At 62.7% G+C, this 18,076-nt stretch carries 17 protein-coding genes; 14 read left to right on the top strand and 3 right to left on the bottom strand.

The annotated features are described in order from the left end of the window. The first annotated feature begins 7 nt into the window (after positions 1-7). From ftsL to lpxC, 14 genes are all read left to right on the top strand, one after another. Positions 8-286 carry a cell division protein FtsL gene (gene ftsL, locus LW136_RS16895; RefSeq protein ID WP_218857949.1) on the top strand — a complete coding sequence of 93 codons (279 nt, stop codon included), beginning with the start codon at positions 8-10 and terminating at the stop codon, positions 284-286. Continuing rightward, positions 283-2,010, top strand: a complete 1,728-nt coding sequence (locus LW136_RS16890) for a peptidoglycan D,D-transpeptidase FtsI family protein (RefSeq protein WP_023444853.1) — start codon at positions 283-285, stop codon at positions 2,008-2,010. Before ftsL ends, LW136_RS16890 begins: the two co-directional genes overlap by 4 nt. Next, positions 2,010-3,473 (top strand): UDP-N-acetylmuramoyl-L-alanyl-D-glutamate--2,6-diaminopimelate ligase, encoded by a 1,464-nt coding sequence (locus tag LW136_RS16885; protein WP_228207441.1) that lies wholly within the window; start codon positions 2,010-2,012, stop codon positions 3,471-3,473. Before LW136_RS16890 ends, LW136_RS16885 begins: the two co-directional genes overlap by 1 nt. Continuing rightward, positions 3,466-4,842, top strand: coding sequence for a UDP-N-acetylmuramoyl-tripeptide--D-alanyl-D-alanine ligase (locus tag LW136_RS16880; protein ID WP_234173233.1), 1,377 nt, complete (start codon positions 3,466-3,468; stop codon positions 4,840-4,842). The genes LW136_RS16885 and LW136_RS16880 overlap by 8 nt, the downstream gene beginning before the upstream one ends. Then, on the top strand, positions 4,842-5,924 hold the full coding sequence (gene mraY, locus LW136_RS16875; RefSeq protein WP_014821341.1) for a phospho-N-acetylmuramoyl-pentapeptide-transferase: 1,083 nt from the start codon (positions 4,842-4,844) through the stop codon (positions 5,922-5,924). Before LW136_RS16880 ends, mraY begins: the two co-directional genes overlap by 1 nt. A 6-nt stretch (positions 5,925-5,930) precedes the next feature. Continuing rightward, positions 5,931-7,274 (top strand): UDP-N-acetylmuramoyl-L-alanine--D-glutamate ligase, encoded by a 1,344-nt coding sequence (murD, locus tag LW136_RS16870; RefSeq protein WP_256449917.1) that lies wholly within the window; start codon positions 5,931-5,933, stop codon positions 7,272-7,274. Further along, on the top strand, positions 7,274-8,497 hold the full coding sequence (ftsW, locus tag LW136_RS16865; RefSeq protein ID WP_014821339.1) for a putative lipid II flippase FtsW: 1,224 nt from the start codon (positions 7,274-7,276) through the stop codon (positions 8,495-8,497). Before murD ends, ftsW begins: the two co-directional genes overlap by 1 nt. Then, positions 8,487-9,557 carry an undecaprenyldiphospho-muramoylpentapeptide beta-N-acetylglucosaminyltransferase gene (gene murG, locus LW136_RS16860; RefSeq protein ID WP_234173232.1) on the top strand — a complete coding sequence of 357 codons (1,071 nt, stop codon included), beginning with the start codon at positions 8,487-8,489 and terminating at the stop codon, positions 9,555-9,557. The genes ftsW and murG overlap by 11 nt, the downstream gene beginning before the upstream one ends. Continuing rightward, positions 9,550-11,007, top strand: a complete 1,458-nt coding sequence (gene murC, locus LW136_RS16855; protein WP_031297283.1) for a UDP-N-acetylmuramate--L-alanine ligase — start codon at positions 9,550-9,552, stop codon at positions 11,005-11,007. Before murG ends, murC begins: the two co-directional genes overlap by 8 nt. Beyond that, the gene (locus LW136_RS16850; RefSeq protein WP_234173230.1) at positions 11,004-11,948 is read left to right on the top strand and encodes a D-alanine--D-alanine ligase; all 945 of its coding nucleotides are present in this window, start codon (positions 11,004-11,006) and stop codon (positions 11,946-11,948) included. The genes murC and LW136_RS16850 overlap by 4 nt, the downstream gene beginning before the upstream one ends. A gap of 2 nt (positions 11,949-11,950) precedes the next feature. Then, positions 11,951-12,808 carry a cell division protein FtsQ/DivIB gene (locus LW136_RS16845; RefSeq protein ID WP_234173229.1) on the top strand — a complete coding sequence of 286 codons (858 nt, stop codon included), beginning with the start codon at positions 11,951-11,953 and terminating at the stop codon, positions 12,806-12,808. A gap of 12 nt (positions 12,809-12,820) precedes the next feature. Continuing rightward, complete coding sequence (gene ftsA, locus LW136_RS16840; protein ID WP_125862198.1) at positions 12,821-14,068, top strand: cell division protein FtsA; 1,248 nt, start codon at positions 12,821-12,823, stop codon at positions 14,066-14,068. Positions 14,069-14,117: 49 nt separating this feature from the next. Continuing rightward, the gene (ftsZ, locus tag LW136_RS16835) at positions 14,118-15,305 is read left to right on the top strand and encodes a cell division protein FtsZ (protein WP_014821333.1); all 1,188 of its coding nucleotides are present in this window, start codon (positions 14,118-14,120) and stop codon (positions 15,303-15,305) included. A 115-nt stretch (positions 15,306-15,420) separates the two neighbouring features. After that, on the top strand, positions 15,421-16,332 hold the full coding sequence (gene lpxC / locus LW136_RS16830; RefSeq protein WP_003302766.1) for a UDP-3-O-acyl-N-acetylglucosamine deacetylase: 912 nt from the start codon (positions 15,421-15,423) through the stop codon (positions 16,330-16,332). Positions 16,333-16,451: 119 nt separating this feature from the next. On the opposite strand, the gene LW136_RS16825 is transcribed toward lpxC, so the two are convergent. The 3 genes from LW136_RS16825 to osmE all read right to left on the bottom strand — a co-directional run bounded on the left by LW136_RS16825 (position 16,452) and on the right by osmE (position 18,014). Then, complete coding sequence (locus tag LW136_RS16825) at positions 16,452-16,985, bottom strand: ferritin-like domain-containing protein (RefSeq protein WP_014821332.1); 534 nt, start codon at positions 16,983-16,985, stop codon at positions 16,452-16,454. A 221-nt stretch (positions 16,986-17,206) separates the two neighbouring features. Further along, entirely contained in the window at positions 17,207-17,605 is a 399-nt protein-coding gene (locus LW136_RS16820) for a Rho termination factor N-terminal domain-containing protein (protein WP_041014811.1), read from the bottom strand. Between the two features lie 67 nt (positions 17,606-17,672). After that, entirely contained in the window at positions 17,673-18,014 is a 342-nt protein-coding gene (osmE, locus tag LW136_RS16815; protein WP_041014810.1) for an osmotically-inducible lipoprotein OsmE, read from the bottom strand. Positions 18,015-18,076: the final 62 nt, after the last annotated feature.

Below are 18,076 nucleotides of genomic sequence, written 5' to 3'. Positions count from 1 at the left end.
CAAGGTAATGCGCTCCATGCCCAGCGGCAGCCTGTTGATGCTGGTGCTGTTCGTCAGTGTCCTGCTGTCGGCGATCGCAGTTGCCTACTCGGCGCATTGGAATCGTCAGTTGCTCAACGAGCTCTACGGTGAGCTTAGCGTGCGTGACAAGGCCCAGGCCGAGTGGGGGCGGTTGATCCTCGAGCAGAGCACCTGGACTGCGCACAGCCGCATCGAGACGCTGGCGACCGAGCAGTTGCACATGCATATCCCCGAAGCGGCAGACGTCAGGCTGGTGAAGCCATGACCCTTCAAGGTGCGCTGTATCCGTGGCGGTTTCGTATCGTGCTCACGCTGCTGGCGCTGCTGGTCGGTGCAATTGTCTGGCGTATCGTCGATCTTCAGGTGATGGATCAGGGCTTCCTCAAGGGGCAGGGTGATGCGCGCAGCGTTCGGCATATCCCGATTCCTGCGCATCGTGGTCTGATCACCGATCGCAACGGTGAACCGCTCGCGGTGAGCACGCCGGTTACCACGTTGTGGGGCAATCCCAAAGAGCTGCAGGCAGCAAAGTCGCGTTGGCCGGACTTGGCCAAGGCGCTGGGTCAGGATGCTGCCACGCTGAGCGAGCGTCTCAGGTCGCAGGCGTCGCGCGAGTTCATCTATCTGGTGCGCGGACTTACCCCGGAGCAGGGGCAGGAAGTCCTCGACCTGAAGATCCCCGGAGTTTATGCGCAAGAAGAGTTCCGTCGGTTCTATCCGGCTGGCGAAGTGGCTGCCCATGTGGTCGGCTTCACCGATATCGATGATCGTGGCCGTGAGGGCATGGAACTCGCGTATGACGAGTGGCTGGCTGGTGTGCCAGGCAAGCGTCAGGTTCTCAAGGATCGTCGCGGGCGGTTGATCAAGGACGTTCAGGTCGTAAAGAACGCCAAGGCCGGCAAGGCGATGGCATTGTCGATCGATCTGCGCCTGCAGTACCTCGCGCACAGCGAGCTGCGCAACGTTGTGCAGGAATACGGTGCCAAAGCCGCCAGCTTGGTGATGGTCGACGTCAAGACCGGCGAGATCCTCGCCATGGCCAACCAGCCTACCTATAACCCGAACAATCGGCGCAATCTGCAGCCCGCGGCAATGCGCAATCGCGCCATGATCGACGTCTTCGAGCCCGGTTCCACCGTCAAACCTTTCAGCATCGCGGCGGCGCTGGGTACCGGCAAATATCAGCCGGATTCGGTCGTCAATACCTTGCCCGGATGGATGCGTATCGGCCGCTACACGATTCGTGATGTCTCCCGTGGCGGCATGCTGACGCTGACCGGGATTCTGATGAAGTCGAGCAACGTCGGCATCAGCAAGATCGCCCTGGATATCGGCGCCGAGCCGGTATACGCGGTGATGCAACAGGCCGGTTTCGGCCAGGATACCGGGCTGGGTTTCCCCGGCGAGCGCGTCGGCAATCTGCCCAATCATCGCAAGTGGCGAGACGCTGAGACGGCTTCGCTTGCCTACGGCTATGGCCTGTCGGTGACCGCCGTACAGTTGGCGCATGCGTATGCCGTGCTGGGTAACCAGGGCAGCAACGTGCCGCTCTCTCTGTTGCGTCTGGATCGCACCCAGGACGGCGTGCAGGTCATTGACAAAGAGATTTCCGGCATCGTTCTGCAGATGCTGCGCGCGGTCGTGGAAGACGAGGGTGGCGGCGGCGCTCGTGCCAAGGTGCCGGGCTATCACGTAGGCGGCAAGAGCGGTACCGCGAAGAAGATTTCCGGCACCGGCGGCTACACCAAAGACGCCTATCGCTCGTTCTTCGCCGGGGTTGCGCCACTTTCCAATCCGCGCATCGCTGCGGTGATCGTCGTGGACGAGCCGAGCAAAGGACAGTACTACGGCGGACTGGTCGCGGCACCGGTGTTCGGAAAGGTCATGGCGCGCGCCCTGCGGCTGATGAACGTCGCACCGGACAATCTGCCGCCGCCTGCCGAGCTGCAGACCGCCGAAGCGGCAAAGGGCAAGGGAGGGCGTATCTGATGCCGATGCCATTGAATCACCTGCTGCCTCAGGCCGGCAGCGACGTGCTGATCCGTGAGCTGACACTCGACAGTCGCAAGGTTCGCGGCGGAGACCTGTTCCTCGCTGTACCGGGTCTGCAGTTCGATGGTCGCGATCACATACAGGATGCCGTCGCCCGTGGCGCGGCCGCGGTCGCTTATGAGGCAGAAGGCCTCGACCAGTCACTGACCGGCAACGCAGTCATGGTTCCGGTGCTGCATCTGGCAGAACAGCTGTCGGCGATTGCCGGCCGCTTCTACGGCGAGCCCAGCCGCAGCCTGCGTGTGGTCGGTGTGACCGGAACCAACGGCAAGACCAGTGTCAGCCAGCTGATTGCCCAGGCGCTCGATCGGCTCGGCGAACCCTGCGGAATCATCGGCACGCTTGGCACCGGATTCCACGGACAGCTGGAACTGGGACGCCATACCACGCCGGACGCCATCGGCGTGCAGGCGACACTGGCGAACCTCAAACAAGAGGGCGCTCGCGCGGTAGCGATGGAAGTGTCCTCGCATGGTCTCGATCAGGGGCGCGTCGCGGCCCTGGATTTCGATGTCGCCGTGTTCACCAATCTGTCGCGTGACCACCTCGATTATCACGGCAGCATGGATGCTTATGGTGCTGCCAAGGCGCGCCTGTTCGAGGTGCCCGGGCTGAACTGTCGGGTAATCAACCTCGACGATGCCTTTGGCCGCGTGCTGGCCGGCGAGGAGCACGAATCGCGCCTGATCACCTACAGCCTGGAAGACCCCACGGCCTACCTGTTCTGCGCTGAAGCGCGTCTCGACGACGACGGCATTCATGCTCGGCTGATCACGCCGCAGGGCGAGCGCTCGTTGCGCAGTCCGCTGCTCGGGCGTTTCAACGTCAGCAATGTATTGGCCGCCGTCGGGGCCCTGCTTGGCATGGACTATCCGCTGGACGAAATCCTGGCCGTGCTGCCTGAACTGCAAGGCCCCGCCGGCCGCATGCAGCGGCTGGGTGGCGGCGACCATCCGCTGATCGTGGTCGACTACGCACACACCCCTGATGCGCTGGAGAAAGTCCTCACCGCGCTGCGTCCACACGCGCGCGGCAGGCTGCTTTGTCTGTTCGGTTGCGGCGGTGATCGTGATACCGGCAAGCGCCCGCTGATGGCTGAAGTCGCGGAGCGGCTGGCCGACGGCGTCGTGGTCACCGATGACAATCCGCGCAATGAGGCCCCGGAACAGATTCTCGAGGGTATCCGTTCGGGGTTCAGCAATCCTGCGGCGGTCACTTTCAGCCATGGCCGCGCGCAGGCAATCGCCAGTCTGATCGCGGCCGCGCGAGCGGAAGATGTGGTCGTGCTGGCCGGCAAAGGTCACGAGGACTATCAGGAAGTTCGCGGCGAACGCTTGCCGTTCTCCGATCTCGAGGAAGCCTGCAGGGCGCTGTCCGTCTGGGAGAAGGCCAATGCTTGAGTCGATGCGCCTGAGCGAATTGCAGCTACCGCTGTCTGGCCGCCTGGTCGGAGCGGATGCCAGCTTCACTGCCGTCAGCACAGACAGCCGGGCCATCGAACCTGGCCAGCTGTTCATTGCGCTGACCGGGCCACGCTTCGATGGTCATGCCTATCTGGCGGACGTCGCCGCCAAAGGCGCCGTTGCAGCACTGGTCGAGCGTGAAATTGCAGATGCAGGCCTGCCGCAGCTTGTCGTTGCCGATACCCGGTTGGCGCTTGGGCAGCTCGGCGCGCTCAATCGCGCCGCATTCAACGGTCCGGTCGCAGCGATCACCGGCTCCAGCGGCAAGACCAGCGTGAAGGAAATGCTCGCCAGCATTCTACGCAGCGCTCATGGCCAGGACGCCGTACTGGCCACTCGCGGCAACCTCAACAATGACTTGGGAGCGCCACTGACGCTGTTGGAGTTGAGCACCAGTCATCGCAGCGCCGTCATCGAACTCGGCGCTTCGCGGCCCGGCGATATTGCCTACACCGTCGATCTGGTGCGCCCGGATGTCAGCGTAATTACCAATGCGGGCACCGCCCACGTCGGCGAGTTCGGTGGCCCAGACAAGATCGTCGAGGCCAAGGGCGAGATTCTCGATGGCCTGGACGCATCCGGCACTGCCGTGCTCAACCGTGACGACAAAGCCTATTCGATCTGGGCTGAGCGCGCTGCGGGCAAGCGCATCGTATCGTTCGGCCTGGACGACCCCCTCGTGGATTTCTCCGCCGGGTCGATCGCCTACGACCAGCGTGGCTGCCCGAATTTCGTGCTGACTGGCCCGCTGGGCAATCTTCGCACCCAGCTCAATCTGCTGGGCCGGCATAACGTGGCCAACGCCTTGGCGGCAGCCGCGGCAGCCTATGCGCTGGGTATCGAGGCCGAGGCCGTAGTGGCGGGGCTCGAGAGCCTGCAACCGGTCAAAGGCCGAGCCGTGGCGCAAATGCTGGCCAACGGTGTGCGCCTGATCGACGACAGCTACAACGCCAATCCGGCATCGATCTGTGCCGCCATCGACGTGCTGGCCAGCTTTGCCGGTCGCACCATCCTTGTGCTTGGCGATATGGGCGAGCTGGGCGAGTGGGCCGCGCAGGGCCATCGCGACGTCGGCGCCTATGCCGCTGGCAAGATCGACACGCTTTATGCCGTCGGGCCTCTGATGGCCCACGCAATTCAGGCATTCGGTTCAGGCGCTCGGCACTTCGCCGACCAGGCCAGCCTTATCGACAGCCTGCGAGCCGAACAGGGCAGCGGTACCACCATTCTGATCAAGGGCTCACGCAGCGCGGCGATGGACAAAGTCGTCGATGCGCTCGCTGGGCCATCCATGGAGAAACACTGATGCTGCTGCTGCTCGCCGAGTATCTGCAACAGTTCCACAAAGGCTTCGCGGTCTTTCAGTACCTGTCGCTGCGTGGAATTCTCGGCGTCCTCACCGCGCTGGTGTTGTCGCTGTGGATGGGGCCTTGGCTGATCCGTACGTTGCAGATGCGCCAGATTGGCCAGTCCGTGCGTACCGACGGTCCGCAGTCGCACCTGTCCAAATCCGGCACGCCGACCATGGGTGGTGCGCTGATCCTCAGCGCCATCAGCATCAGCACCTTGCTCTGGGCCGATCTGTCCAATCGCTACGTCTGGGTGGTGCTGGCGGTGACCTTGCTGTTCGGCGCGATCGGTTGGGTCGATGACTACCGCAAGGTGATCGAGAAGAACTCGCGGGGCTTGCCAAGCCGCTGGAAGTATTTCTGGCAATCGGTCTTTGGCCTCGGCGCCGCGGTCTTCCTTTATATGACTGCGCAGACACCGGTCGAAACCACGCTGATTCTGCCGCTCCTGAAGAACATCGAGATTCCACTCGGGATTGGTTTTGTCGTGTTGAGCTACTTCGTCATCGTCGGCTCGAGCAACGCGGTCAACCTGACCGACGGCCTCGACGGTCTGGCGATCATGCCAACGGTCATGGTCGGCGGCGGCCTGGGCATCTTCTGCTACCTCTCGGGCAACGTGAACTTTGCCGAGTACCTGCTCATTCCTTATGTGCCGGGTGCAGGTGAGCTGATCGTCTTCTGCGGCGCGCTGATCGGGGCCGGCCTCGGCTTTCTCTGGTTCAACACCTACCCGGCCCAGGTCTTCATGGGCGATGTCGGTGCGCTGGCGCTCGGCGCGGCGCTGGGCACCATCGCCGTGATCGTTCGCCAGGAAGTGGTGCTGTTCATCATGGGCGGCGTGTTCGTGATGGAAACCCTCTCGGTGATGATCCAGGTGGCGAGCTTCAAGCTGACTGGCAAGCGCGTGTTTCGCATGGCGCCGATCCATCACCATTTCGAACTCAAGGGCTGGCCCGAACCCCGGGTGATCGTGCGCTTCTGGATCATCACTGTGATCCTGGTGCTCGTCGGCCTTGCCACCCTGAAACTGAGGTAATCAAGAGTGCTCATCGCTTCCGACCAGTTCCGCATCGTTGTCGGCCTCGGCAAGAGCGGCATGTCCCTGGTTCGCCATCTGGCGCGCCGGGGCCTGCCGTTTGCCGTCGCTGATACCCGTGTGAACCCGCCGGAGCTGGCGACGCTCAAGGCCGAGTATCCAGACGTGCAAGTGCGCTGTGGCGAGCTGGACGTCGAGTTTCTCTGCACCGCCAGCGAGCTGCTGGTGAGCCCGGGCCTGGCGGTCAGTACGCCAGCGCTGCAGGAAGCCGCGGCGCGTGGGGTCAAGCTGTCCGGTGATATCGAGCTGTTCGCCCGCGAAGCCAAGGCGCCGATCATTGCGATCACCGGCTCCAACGCCAAGAGCACTGTGACCACGCTGGTCGGCGAGATGGCCGTGGCGGCAGGGCGCACCGTGGCGGTTGGTGGCAACCTGGGCACGCCGGCGCTCGATCTGTTGGCAGACGACGTCGAGCTTTATGTGTTGGAGCTGTCCAGCTTTCAGCTGGAGACCACCGAGCAGCTAAATGCCGAAGTGGCGACCTGCCTGAACATCAGCGAAGACCATATGGACCGCTACAGCGGCCTGCCAGCCTATCATCAGGCCAAACACCGAATTTTCCGCGGCGCGCGTCAGGTGGTGGTCAATCGCGATGACCGGCTCAGCCGTCCGCTGGTCGCGGATGACCTGCCGACCTGGACCTTTGGCCTCGGCAAGCCGGACTTCAAGGGCTTTGGGCTGTTCGAGGAAAAAGGCGAGAAGTACCTGGCGTTCCAGTTCGATGCGCTGATGCCGGTTCGCGAGCTGAAGATGCGTGGTGCGCACAATCAGTCCAATGCTCTGGCAGCGCTGGCGCTGGGGCACGCGGTGGGTCTGCCGTTCGAGCCGATGCTGGAGGCGTTGCGCCAGTTCGTAGGTTTGCCGCATCGCTGCCAGTGGGTTGGCCAGCGTGGCGACGTCAGCTATTACGACGATTCCAAGGCCACCAATGTCGGTGCCGCGCTGGCTGCGATCGAAGGCCTGGGTGCGGATATCGACGGCAAGCTGGTACTGATCGCCGGTGGCGATGGCAAGGGCGCAGACTTCTCCGCGCTGCGCGCGCCGATTGCACGCTATTGCCGTGCCGTGGTGCTGCTCGGTCGTGATGCGCAACGTCTTGCGGCCGCGCTGGCCGATGCCACCACCCTGGTTCATGTTGCAACACTGGGCGAAGCCGTGCAGCGCGCCGCCGAGTGTGCCGAAGCAGGCGATGCGGTATTGCTGTCGCCGGCCTGTGCCAGTCTGGACATGTTCAAGAATTTCGAAGAGCGCGGTCGCCTGTTCGCCGCTGCGGTGGAGGCGCTCGACTGATGCTCGCCTTCCTGCGCCATGCTCCTTCGCCCTTGTTCGGCCGCCGCGGTCTGGATCTTGACTTCCCCATGCTCGCCGGCTGTCTGGCTTTGCTTGGCCTGGGTCTGGTGATGATCACTTCGGCGTCGTCCGAAGTCGCGGCGGTCAATGCCGGCAATCCGCTGTATCACATGAGTCGCCATCTGGTTTATGTGGCGCTGGGCCTCGGCGCGGGAATTGCGATGCTGCTGGTACCGCTGTCGGTCTGGCAACGCCTGGACTGGATGCTGCTGCTGGCGGCGTTCGGCCTGCTGATCCTGGTCCTGCTGCCGGGAATCGGCCGGGAAGTGAACGGTTCGATGCGCTGGATCGGTTTCGGCGCCTTCAACGTGCAGCCGTCCGAGCTGGCGAAAGTCTTCGTGGTGATCTACCTGGCCGGCTATCTGGTGCGCCGGCAAGAGGAAGTTCGCGAAAGCATGTGGGGCTTTGCCAAACCCTTCCTGGTCCTGCTGCCCATGGCATTCCTGTTGCTGCTGGAGCCCGATTTCGGTGCGACCGTGGTCATGATGGGCGCCGCAGTGGCGATGTTGTTCCTCGGTGGTGTTGGCATGATCCGCTTCAGTCTGCTGGTGATCGCCGCGGTGGGTGCCGTGGTGGTGTTGGTGCAGACCCAGGAATACCGTCTGCAGCGCCTGATCACTTTCACCGACCCCTGGGCTGATCAGTACGGCGCCGGCTACCAGCTGACCCAGGCGCTCATCGCCTTCGGCCGCGGGGAATGGTTCGGCGTCGGCCTGGGTAATAGCGTGCAAAAGCAGTTCTACCTGCCCGAGGCGCATACCGACTTCGTATTCTCCGTACTGGCCGAAGAGCTGGGCATGGTCGGCGCACTGGCGACCATCGCGCTGTTCGCCTTCGTCGGCGTTCGCGCACTGTATATCGGTCTGTGGGCAGAGAAGGCCCGGCAGTTCTTCGCGGCGTATGTGGCCTGGGGGATGGCGTTCCTCTGGCTGGGACAGTTCCTGATCAACGTGGGAGTAAACGTAGGTCTGCTGCCAACCAAGGGCCTGACGCTGCCGTTCCTCAGTTATGGCGGCAGCTCGCTGGTGGTGACCTGCGCAAGCATGGCGCTGCTGCTGCGCATCGAATGGGAAAGCCGCACCGTGCTGGGCAGCGAGGACACCGAGTTCGACGAGGCCGATTTCGCCGAGCCGCCGGCCAAGGAGGTCGCCCATGGCCGCTAATGTACTGATCATGGCCGGCGGCACCGGTGGCCACGTTTTCCCGGCGCTCGCCTGTGCTCGTGAGTTCCAGGCCCGCGGCTACTCCGTGCACTGGCTCGGCACGCCGCGCGGCATCGAGAACGAACTGGTACCCGCCGCTGGCCTGCCGCTGCATCTGATTCAGGTCAGCGGATTGCGCGGCAAGGGCATCGTTTCGCTGATCAAGGCACCGCTGCAGTTGATTCGCTCGCTGTTCCAGGCGCGTCGCATCGTGCGCGAGCTGCAACCGGTCTGCGTGCTGGGGATGGGCGGCTACGTTACCGGTCCGGGCGGACTGGCTGCCAAGCTGGCCGGGGTACCCCTGGTGATTCACGAACAGAACGCCGTCGCTGGGACCGCCAATCGTTGCCTCGCGCCGCTTTCCAGTCGCGTCTGCGAAGCCTTCCCGGAAACCTTCAAGGCCAGCGCCAAGCGCCGCACCACCGGCAATCCGGTGCGTGAGGAGCTGTTCCTCGAGACGCCCCGCGATGCCCTTGCGCATCGTCGCCCGCGCCTCCTGGTACTGGGCGGCAGTCTCGGTGCCGAACCGCTGAACAAACTGCTGCCCGCCGCGCTCGCCCAGGTACCGGCGGATGCGCGGCCGCAGGTGTTTCATCAGGCCGGCAAGCAGCACGCCGATATCACCACGCAGCGTTATGCCGAGGTCGGCGTCGAGGCGGAAGTCGCGCCCTTCATCAAGGACATGGCGCGGGCCTACGCCTGGGCCGATCTGGTCATCTGTCGTGCCGGAGCGCTCACCGTTTGCGAGCTTGCCGCCGCTGGGTTGCCATCTTTTCTGGTGCCGCTGCCCCATGCGATCGACGACCACCAGACACGCAATGCCGAATATCTGGCGAAGGAGGGCGCTGCCGTCCTTCTGCCGCAAGCCAAGACTGATGCGGCCGTGCTTGCCGCTCAGCTGACCGAGGTAATGATGCAGCCGGAAAAACTCAAGGCCATGGGCGCTATCGCGCGCCGTCTGGCCCGGCCCGACGCCACCCGCAGCGTGGTCGATATCTGTCTGGAGGTGGCCCGTGGCTAAATCTCCCGCCGCGGTAAAAGCCGAAGTCCGCCGTATGCGGCGCATTCGTCGCATTCACTTCGTCGGTATCGGCGGGGTCGGCATGTGCGGCATCGCCGAGGTGCTGCTCAATCTCGGCTACGAGGTGTCGGGCTCGGACCTCAAGGAATCCGCCAGTACCGATCGGCTGCAGAGCTTCGGTGCGCAGATTTTCATCGGTCATCAGGCCGGTAATGTTGCCGGCGCCGACGTGCTGGTGGTGTCCAGCGCGGTCAATTCGGCCAACCCGGAGGTCGCCCTGGCGCTCGAACAGCGTATTCCAGTGGTTCCACGTGCCGAGATGCTTGCCGAGCTGATGCGCTACCGGCACGGTATTGCTGTCGCCGGCACCCATGGCAAGACCACTACTACCAGTCTGCTGGCTTCGGTTTTTGCCGCCGGCGGGCTCGATCCGACTTTCGTCATCGGTGGCCGACTCACTGCGGCCGGTACCAACGCGCAGCTCGGCAGCAGCCGTTATCTGATCGCCGAGGCCGACGAAAGCGATGCCAGCTTCCTGCACCTGCAGCCGATGGTCGCGGTGGTCACCAATATCGATGCCGACCACATGAGCACCTATGGCGGCGACTTCGGCAAGCTGAAGAAAACCTTCGTCGAGTTCCTGCACAACCTGCCGTTCTACGGCCTGGCAGTGCTCTGCGTCGACGACCCGTTCGTTCGCGAGATCATTCCGCAGATCGGCCGGCCGATCACGACCTACGGTTTCAGCGAAGACGCCGACGTGCGCGCCACCAATGTCCGTCAGGAAGGCATGCGTACCTTCTTCACGGTGCTGCGCGATGGCTGTGAGCCGCTGGATGTGTCAGTGAACATGCCGGGCAACCACAACGTGCTGAACGCCCTGGCCACCATCGCCATTGCTACCGATGAAGGTATCGACGACGAAGCCATCGTCCAGGGCCTCGCGGAGTTCGCAGGCGTCGGCCGCCGCTTTCAGGTCTATGGCGATCTACCGGTCGAGGACGGCAGCGTGATGCTGGTCGACGACTACGGTCATCACCCGCGCGAAGTCGCCGCAGTGATCAAGGCAGTCCGCGGTGGCTGGCCGGAGCGGCGCCTGGTCATGGTCTATCAGCCCCATCGCTACAGCCGCACCCGCGACCTCTACGACGACTTCGTGCAGGTGCTCGGCGAGTCCAACGTGTTGCTGCTGATGGAAGTCTATCCGGCCGGCGAAGAGCCGATACCTGGCGCCGACAGCCGCCAGTTGTGCCACAGCATCCGCCAGCGCGGCCAGCTGGACCCGATCTACGTCGAGCGTGGCGTCGACCTCGCTCCGTTGGTCAAGCCGCTGCTGCGTGCCGGCGACATTCTGCTTTGCCAAGGAGCCGGTGACATCGGTGGCCTGGCGCCGCAATTGCTCAAGAGTCCGCTGTTCGGTGGCGATGGCGCCGCGAGGAAATCCAAATGACGACCCTGCATTCGACTCGCGACCCCAAGGCGTTTGGTCGTGTCGCCGTGCTCTTCGGTGGCAAGAGTGCCGAACGCGAAGTGTCCCTGAAATCCGGCGCGGCGGTACTCGCCGCGTTGCAGGAGGCCGGTGTGGATGCGTTCGGCATCGATGCCGGCGATGACCTGCTGCAACGCCTGAGCAACGAGCGCATCAATCGTGCCTTCATCGTCCTGCATGGTCGTGGTGGCGAAGACGGCAGCATGCAGGGCCTGTTGGAATGCGCCGGTATCCCCTACACCGGCAGCGGCATTCTGGCTTCGGCCCTGGCCATGGACAAACTGCGCACCAAGCAGGTGTGGCAGAGCCTTGGCTTGCCGACGCCGCAGCATGCCGTGCTGGCTACGGAGGCCGATTGCAAGGCTGCAGCGGAAACCCTGGGTTTTCCGCTGATCGTCAAACCGGCCCACGAAGGCTCTAGCATCGGCATGGCCAAGGTCGGCGGGCTCACCGAGCTGATCGAAGCCTGGCGTGCCGCCAGCAGCTACGACTCGCAAGTACTCGTCGAGCAGTGGATACAAGGCCCGGAATTCACCGTGGCGGTGCTGCACGGCCAGGTACTGCCACCGATTGGCCTGGGCACGCCACACACCTTCTACGACTACGACGCCAAGTACCTGGCTTCCGATACCCAGTACCGCATTCCTTGTGGCCTCGACGCGGTGCGCGAACAGGAACTGAAGACGCTGTCGGCACGTGCCTGCGAAGCGGTGGGTATCCGCGGCTGGGCCCGGGTTGACGTGATGCAGGACGGTAACGGCGATTTCTGGCTGCTTGAAGTGAACACCGTGCCGGGAATGACCGATCACAGCCTGGTGCCCATGGCGGCGCGTGCTGCCGGTCTGGATTTCCAGCAACTGGTCCTGAGCATTCTCGATGACAGCCTCGAGGCGGGGAGCTAGCCATGATCGCCACGCTGCGCCATTCGCAACCCGGAAGCGGCCGCGCCTCGCGCAAGCCCGCGCAACGGGGTGCGAGCCGCCTGGTGCAACCGCAGCCGCTGTCGCAGCGCCTGCCGAAGCCGAGCCTCGTCGGGCTGAAGCGTTTCGTCTGGCCGGTGCTACTGGTCGGGTTGGCGGTCGGGCTTTACGAGCTGGGCGAGCGGCTGCTGCCCTATGCCGATCGGCCGATCGCCAAGGTCAGTGTGCAGGGCGAACTGGGCTATGTGAGTCGCGAGGCGGTCCAGCAGCGCATAGCGCCTTTCGTCGAGCAGAGCTTCTTCAAGGTTGATCTGAACGGCATGCGCCACCAACTGGAACAGATGCCGTGGATCGCTCATGTCGAAGTCCGCCGCGTCTGGCCGGACCAGGTGATGGTGCGGCTGGATGAGCAATTGCCGATTGCCCGCTGGGGGGGCGAAGCATTGCTTAACAATAAAGGGCAGGCTTTCTCGCCGGATGACCTGACCCGATATGAACACTTGCCACATTTATATGGTCCGAAGCGGGCCCAACAGCGTGTCATGCAGCAATACCAGATGCTCAGCCAGATGCTGCGCCCACTGGGATTCTCCATTTCCCGTCTGGAGCTGCGCGAGCGTGGAAGCTGGTTCCTGACCACCAACCAGGGCGTCGAGTTGCTGCTGGGGCGGGACCAGGTTGTAGAAAAAATGCGTCGCTTCACCGCCATCTATCAAAAGGCGCTGGAGCAGGAAAGCGAGAAGATCGCACGGATCGATCTGCGCTATGCGAACGGCCTGGCCGTCGCCTGGCATGAGCCGGTCCCGACTGTGACGGATACGACCGTCGCTGCGAAGAATTGAGGAATGAAACACATGTCGAGCGTGCAAAGCGGCAAGATGATCGTCGGCCTGGACATCGGCACCTCCAAGGTGGTGGCGCTGGTGGGTGAGGTGACTGCCGATGGTGAGCTGGAAATCGTGGGAATCGGTACCCATCCTTCGCGCGGGTTGAAGAAGGGCGTGGTGGTCAATATCGAATCCACCGTGCAGTCGGTTCAGCGCGCTATCGAAGAAGCTCAGCTGATGGCTGGCTGCCGCATCCATTCGGCCTTCGTCGGCCTGGCGGGCAACCACATTCGCAGCCTGAACTCCCATGGCATCGTCGCGATCCGCGACCGTGAAGTCAGCGCCGCGGACCTGGAGCGGGTACTTGACGCCGCCCAGGCTGTGGCCATTCCAGCGGACCAGCGCGTGCTGCATACGCTGCCGCAGGATTACGTGATCGACAACCAGGAAGGTGTGCGCGAACCGCTGGGCATGTCCGGCGTGCGCCTCGAGGCCAAGGTCCATGTGGTCACCTGCGCGGTGAATGCGGCGCAGAATGTCGAGAAGTGCGTGCGTCGCTGCGGCCTGGAAGTGGATGACATCATCCTGGAGCAACTGGCCTCTGCACACGCGGTACTGACCGACGATGAAAAAGAGCTGGGCGTCTGCCTGGTGGACATCGGCGGCGGCACTACCGACATCTGCATTTTCACCGAAGGCGCGATTCGTCATACCGCGGTCATCCCGATCGCCGGCGATCAGGTCACCAACGACATCGCCATGGCATTGCGCACGCCGACCCAGTATGCCGAAGAGATCAAGATTCGTTATGCTTGCGCGTTGGCCAAGCTGGCCGGTGCAGGCGAGACCATCAAGGTTCCCAGCGTCGGCGATCGCCCACCGCGCGAACTCTCGCGGCAGGCTCTGGCAGAGGTGGTCGAGCCGCGCTATGACGAGCTGTTCACTCTGATCCAGGCCGAGCTGCGTCGTAGCGGATACGAGGATCTGGTCCCGGCCGGGATCGTTCTCACAGGCGGTACAGCGAAGATGGAAGGAGCCGTCGACCTGGCCGAGGAAATCTTTCACATGCCGGTGCGCCTGGGCGTGCCGCACAGCGTCAAGGGACTGAGCGACGTAGTACGTAACCCCATCTATTCAACGGGCGTGGGCCTGTTGCTGTACGGACTGCAAAAGCAGGCCGACGGCATTCCCGTGTCTGGCATCGGCAGTTTCGCCGACGAACCAAAGACGTCTGTTCTGGACCGGCTCAAGGGCTGGATCCAGGGCAATTTTTAAGCAGTGCGCTGTAACAACCAAAACTAGAAAGCTGGAAGGAGAGAGGGAAATGTTCGAACTCGTAGATCATACCCCGCAAAGTGCAGTCATCAAGGTCATCGGTGTCGGTGGCGGTGGCGGCAATGCCGTGAACCACATGGTTCGCAATAACGTCGAAGGCGTCGAATTCATCTGCGCCAACACTGACGCCCAGGCGCTGAAGAAAGTTGAAGCACGCACCGTGCTGCAGCTCGGCTCGGCCATCACCAAAGGTCTGGGTGCCGGTACCAATCCGGACATCGGTCGCCAGGCGGCGATGGAAGATCGTGAGCGCATCGCCGAAGTACTGGAAGGTGCGGACATGGTGTTCATCACCACCGGCATGGGCGGCGGCACCGGTACCGGCGCTGCGCCGATCATCGCTTCGGTAGCCAAGGAAATGGGCATCCTTACCGTCGCCGTGGTCACCCGTCCGTTCCCCTTCGAGGGTCGTCGTCGCATGCAGGTGGCCGACGAAGGTATCCGTGCGCTGTCCGATTGCGTCGATTCGCTGATCACTATCCCCAACGAGAAGTTGCTGACCATCCTCGGCAAGGACGCCAGCCTGCTGGCCGCTTTCGCCAAGGCTGATGACGTACTGGCCGGTGCGGTCCGTGGCATCTCCGACATCATGCAGCGTCCGGGCCTGATGAACGTCGACTTCGCCGACGTCAAGACCGTTATGGGCGAGATGGGTATGGCGATGATGGGCACTGGTTGCGCCACCGGTCCGAACCGTGCTCGCGAAGCCACCGAGGCTGCCATTCGCAACCCGCTGCTGGAAGACGTCAACCTGCAAGGCGCACGTGGCATTCTGGTCAACATCACTGCTGGCCTGGACCTTTCGCTCGGCGAGTACGCTGCCGTGGGCGAAATCATCGAGGCCTTCGCGTCCGATGAGGCCACCGTCAAGGTTGGCGCCGTGATCGATCCGGATATGGCAGATGAGCTGCATGTCACCGTGGTCGCTACCGGGCTCGGTCCGCGCAATGAAAAGCCGGTCAAGGTCGTCGACAACACCGTGCAGACCTCTGTTGCCGCTTCCGCCGCTCCGGCACCGCGTCAGCATGAGCAGGCCGCGGTCAATTATCGTGACCTCGAGCGTCCGACCGTGATGCGTAATCAGGCGCATGCAGCTGCCACCGCAGCCAAGCTGAATCCGCAGGAAGATCTGGATTATCTGGACATTCCCGCGTTTCTGCGTCGTCAGGCCGATTGATTGAATTTATCAGGGGTATCGTTGTGATTGGTGTTCAGCAAAGTTGGCTTCTGCTATTATCGCCGCCAATTGTTGAAAACTATTCGCAACTAGCGCTAAAGCGAAGCAAAAGGCCATGATCAGACAACGCACCCTGAAGAACATCATTCGCGCCACCGGCGTCGGCTTGCATTCGGGAGAGAAGGTTTATCTCACCCTGAAACCGGCACCGGTGGATACCGGAATCGTGTTCTGTCGCACCGACCTCAACCCGCCTGTGGAAATTCCTGCGCGGGCCGAGAACGTTGGCGAAACCACCATGTCCACGACATTGGTCAACGGTGACGTCAAGGTCGACACAGTGGAGCATTTGCTGTCGGCAATGGCTGGCCTGGGGATCGACAACGCCTACGTCGAACTCTCAGCGTCGGAAGTGCCGATCATGGATGGTAGCGCTGGACCTTTCGTATTCCTGATTCAATCCGCCGGCCTGCAGGAGCAGGACGCCCACAAGAAGTTCATCCGCATCAAGCGTGAAGTGACAGTCGAGGAAGGTGACAAGCGCGCTACTTTCCTGCCTTTCGACGGCTTCAAGGTGAGTTTCGAGATTGATTTCGACCATCCGGTTTTCAAGGGCCGTACCCAGACTGCCAGTGTGGATTTCTCGAGCACTTCCTTCGTCAAGGAAGTCAGCCGTGCACGTACCTTCGGGTTCATGCGCGACATCGAGTTCCTGCGCTCGCACAACCTGGCGCTTGGTGGCAGCGTTGAGAACGCAATCGTGGTGGACGAAACCAGTGTGCTCAACGAAGACGGCCTGCGTTACGAGGACGAATTCGTGAAGCACAAGATTCTCGATGCCATTGGTGATCTGTACTTGCTGGGCACCAGTCTGATCGGCGAATTCCGCGGCTATAAATCCGGCCACGCGTTGAACAACCGTTTGCTACGCACCCTGATGGAACAAAAGGATGCGTGGGAACTGGTGACCTTCGATGACCCGCAGACCGCACCGATCTCCTACATGCGTCCGGTGGCAGCCGGCTAAGCTGTACCTCTCTTCCTAAAATTTAAGGCCACCCTAGGGTGGCCTTTTTTTATGTTTCGCTGAAAAGCTGACGGGAATGGCGTGCCGCCTGCTTCAGCGAGGCGCCGGCAGGTCCTGGGCTAGTTCATGCCGTCCAGCAGGCCAGCCAGATCATCGGCGTGCTCTTCTTCCTGAGCGAGGATGTCCTCGAAGATGCGGCGGGTGGTCGGATCCTTGTCACCGATGTACTGCACGATCTCGCGGTAGCTGTCGATGGCGATGCGTTCGGCCACCAGGTTCTCGAAAACCATGTCGCGCAGGCCGTTGCCTTCGGCGTACTGCGCGTGGGCGCGCTCCGTCAGGCCGTCGGGGTTGAAGTCCGGCGCGCCACCCAGTTGGACGATGCGCTCGGCCAGCCGATCTGCGTGCTCCTGCTCCTCATTAGCGTGCTCGAGGAACTCGTCCGCGGCGGCGCTGGATTTCAGCCCTGTGGCCATGTAGTAGTGGCGCTTGTAGCGCAGATAGCAAACCAGTTCGGTCGCCAGCGCTTCGTTCAGCAGATTGATCACGACTTCTCGATCGGCCGAGTAACTCTCGGTGACGGCGCCATTCTCGACATGTTGACGAGCCCGCTCGCGCAGGCTCTGTTTATCGCTCAATTGTACGTAGCTCATCGCCATCTCCTGGTCTGGTTCACCGCGGACGCGGTGATTCACGGTTCCCAGTTTGAGAACAGGATGCTGGCGAAAAGTTTAGCGGTGGGGCTCGTCCGGCGGTGAGGGCGCCGGCTCAGGCTCACCCGGCTCATCAATCGGCACAGGATCGCCTGGGTCCTCGCGCTTGGGATTGCCCTCTTTCGGAGCGGTTTGGTCAATCATCGGCATGCCCTCAGTCCTCAGCTCAGCGCCCGTAGCAGTTCGTTCTTGCGCATCTTCGAGCGGCCACGAATGTCCCGCTCGCGGGCCTTTTCCATGAGCTGGTCGCGGGTCATGTCGGCAAGCGCCGTGCTGGTCGATGTCGAGCTTCGTGCCGAACCCTTGTTTGGTGATTTGCCCTGGCGGGCATCGGCTGCGCGGTGGGCCGAGTCCTTGCGCTCAGCCCGCTTGGCGGTCTCGCCCTTGCTCCTGCCCGAGCCCCCTTTGCGTTCTCCGCCGCCGGATTGCTTGTTGACCGTCGCCCATGCGCGCGCTTCGGCCTCGTCCTCGGGGACGCCACGCTTCTCGTAGCCTTCCTCAATGTGTTCGGCCTTGCGTTGCTGCTTGTCGGTGTACTTGGTTTTTTCTCCACGAGGCATGCTGGTCTCCTTCAAGGGGAGCGTTGAATGCACAGGCCCGAAGCGTGCTCGCGCCTGTGCCCGGCTGTCAGCGATGCAGTTTGCGCTGGTTTTCCTCAAGCTGATCGCAGGTCAGGAAGCCCTGGCCGTCCACGCGGCCGGAGCCATCGAAACTGACGTAATAAGGTTGCTGATGGCCATCGCGATTGAGGATGTAATCGTGGCAGACGCCTGGCACTACAGTGCGAGCTGCGGCCTTCGAGGGCTCCCCACCGATGGCCAGTACCTGCTCCTGAGACATGCCGGTCTCCACATCGCGTACCAGTGGCTCGTCACGGAAGGTGATGCGGTCTACCGGGTTCTGCACATTGCCGGAACAGCCGGCGAGCAGCACGACAGGGGCGAAGATGTAGATGGCGCGCTTGATCATGGGAGTGCCTCGTTGCGTATGGACGTTACCTTTATGGCCATACGGCGTCCGGCAAGGTTCAA

Source organism: Stutzerimonas kunmingensis (genome assembly GCF_021432085.1).
Lineage (GTDB): Bacteria > Pseudomonadota > Gammaproteobacteria > Pseudomonadales > Pseudomonadaceae > Stutzerimonas.
Note: the sequence above shows the minus strand (reverse complement) of the source record. Positions and strands in the feature narration are given on the sequence as shown.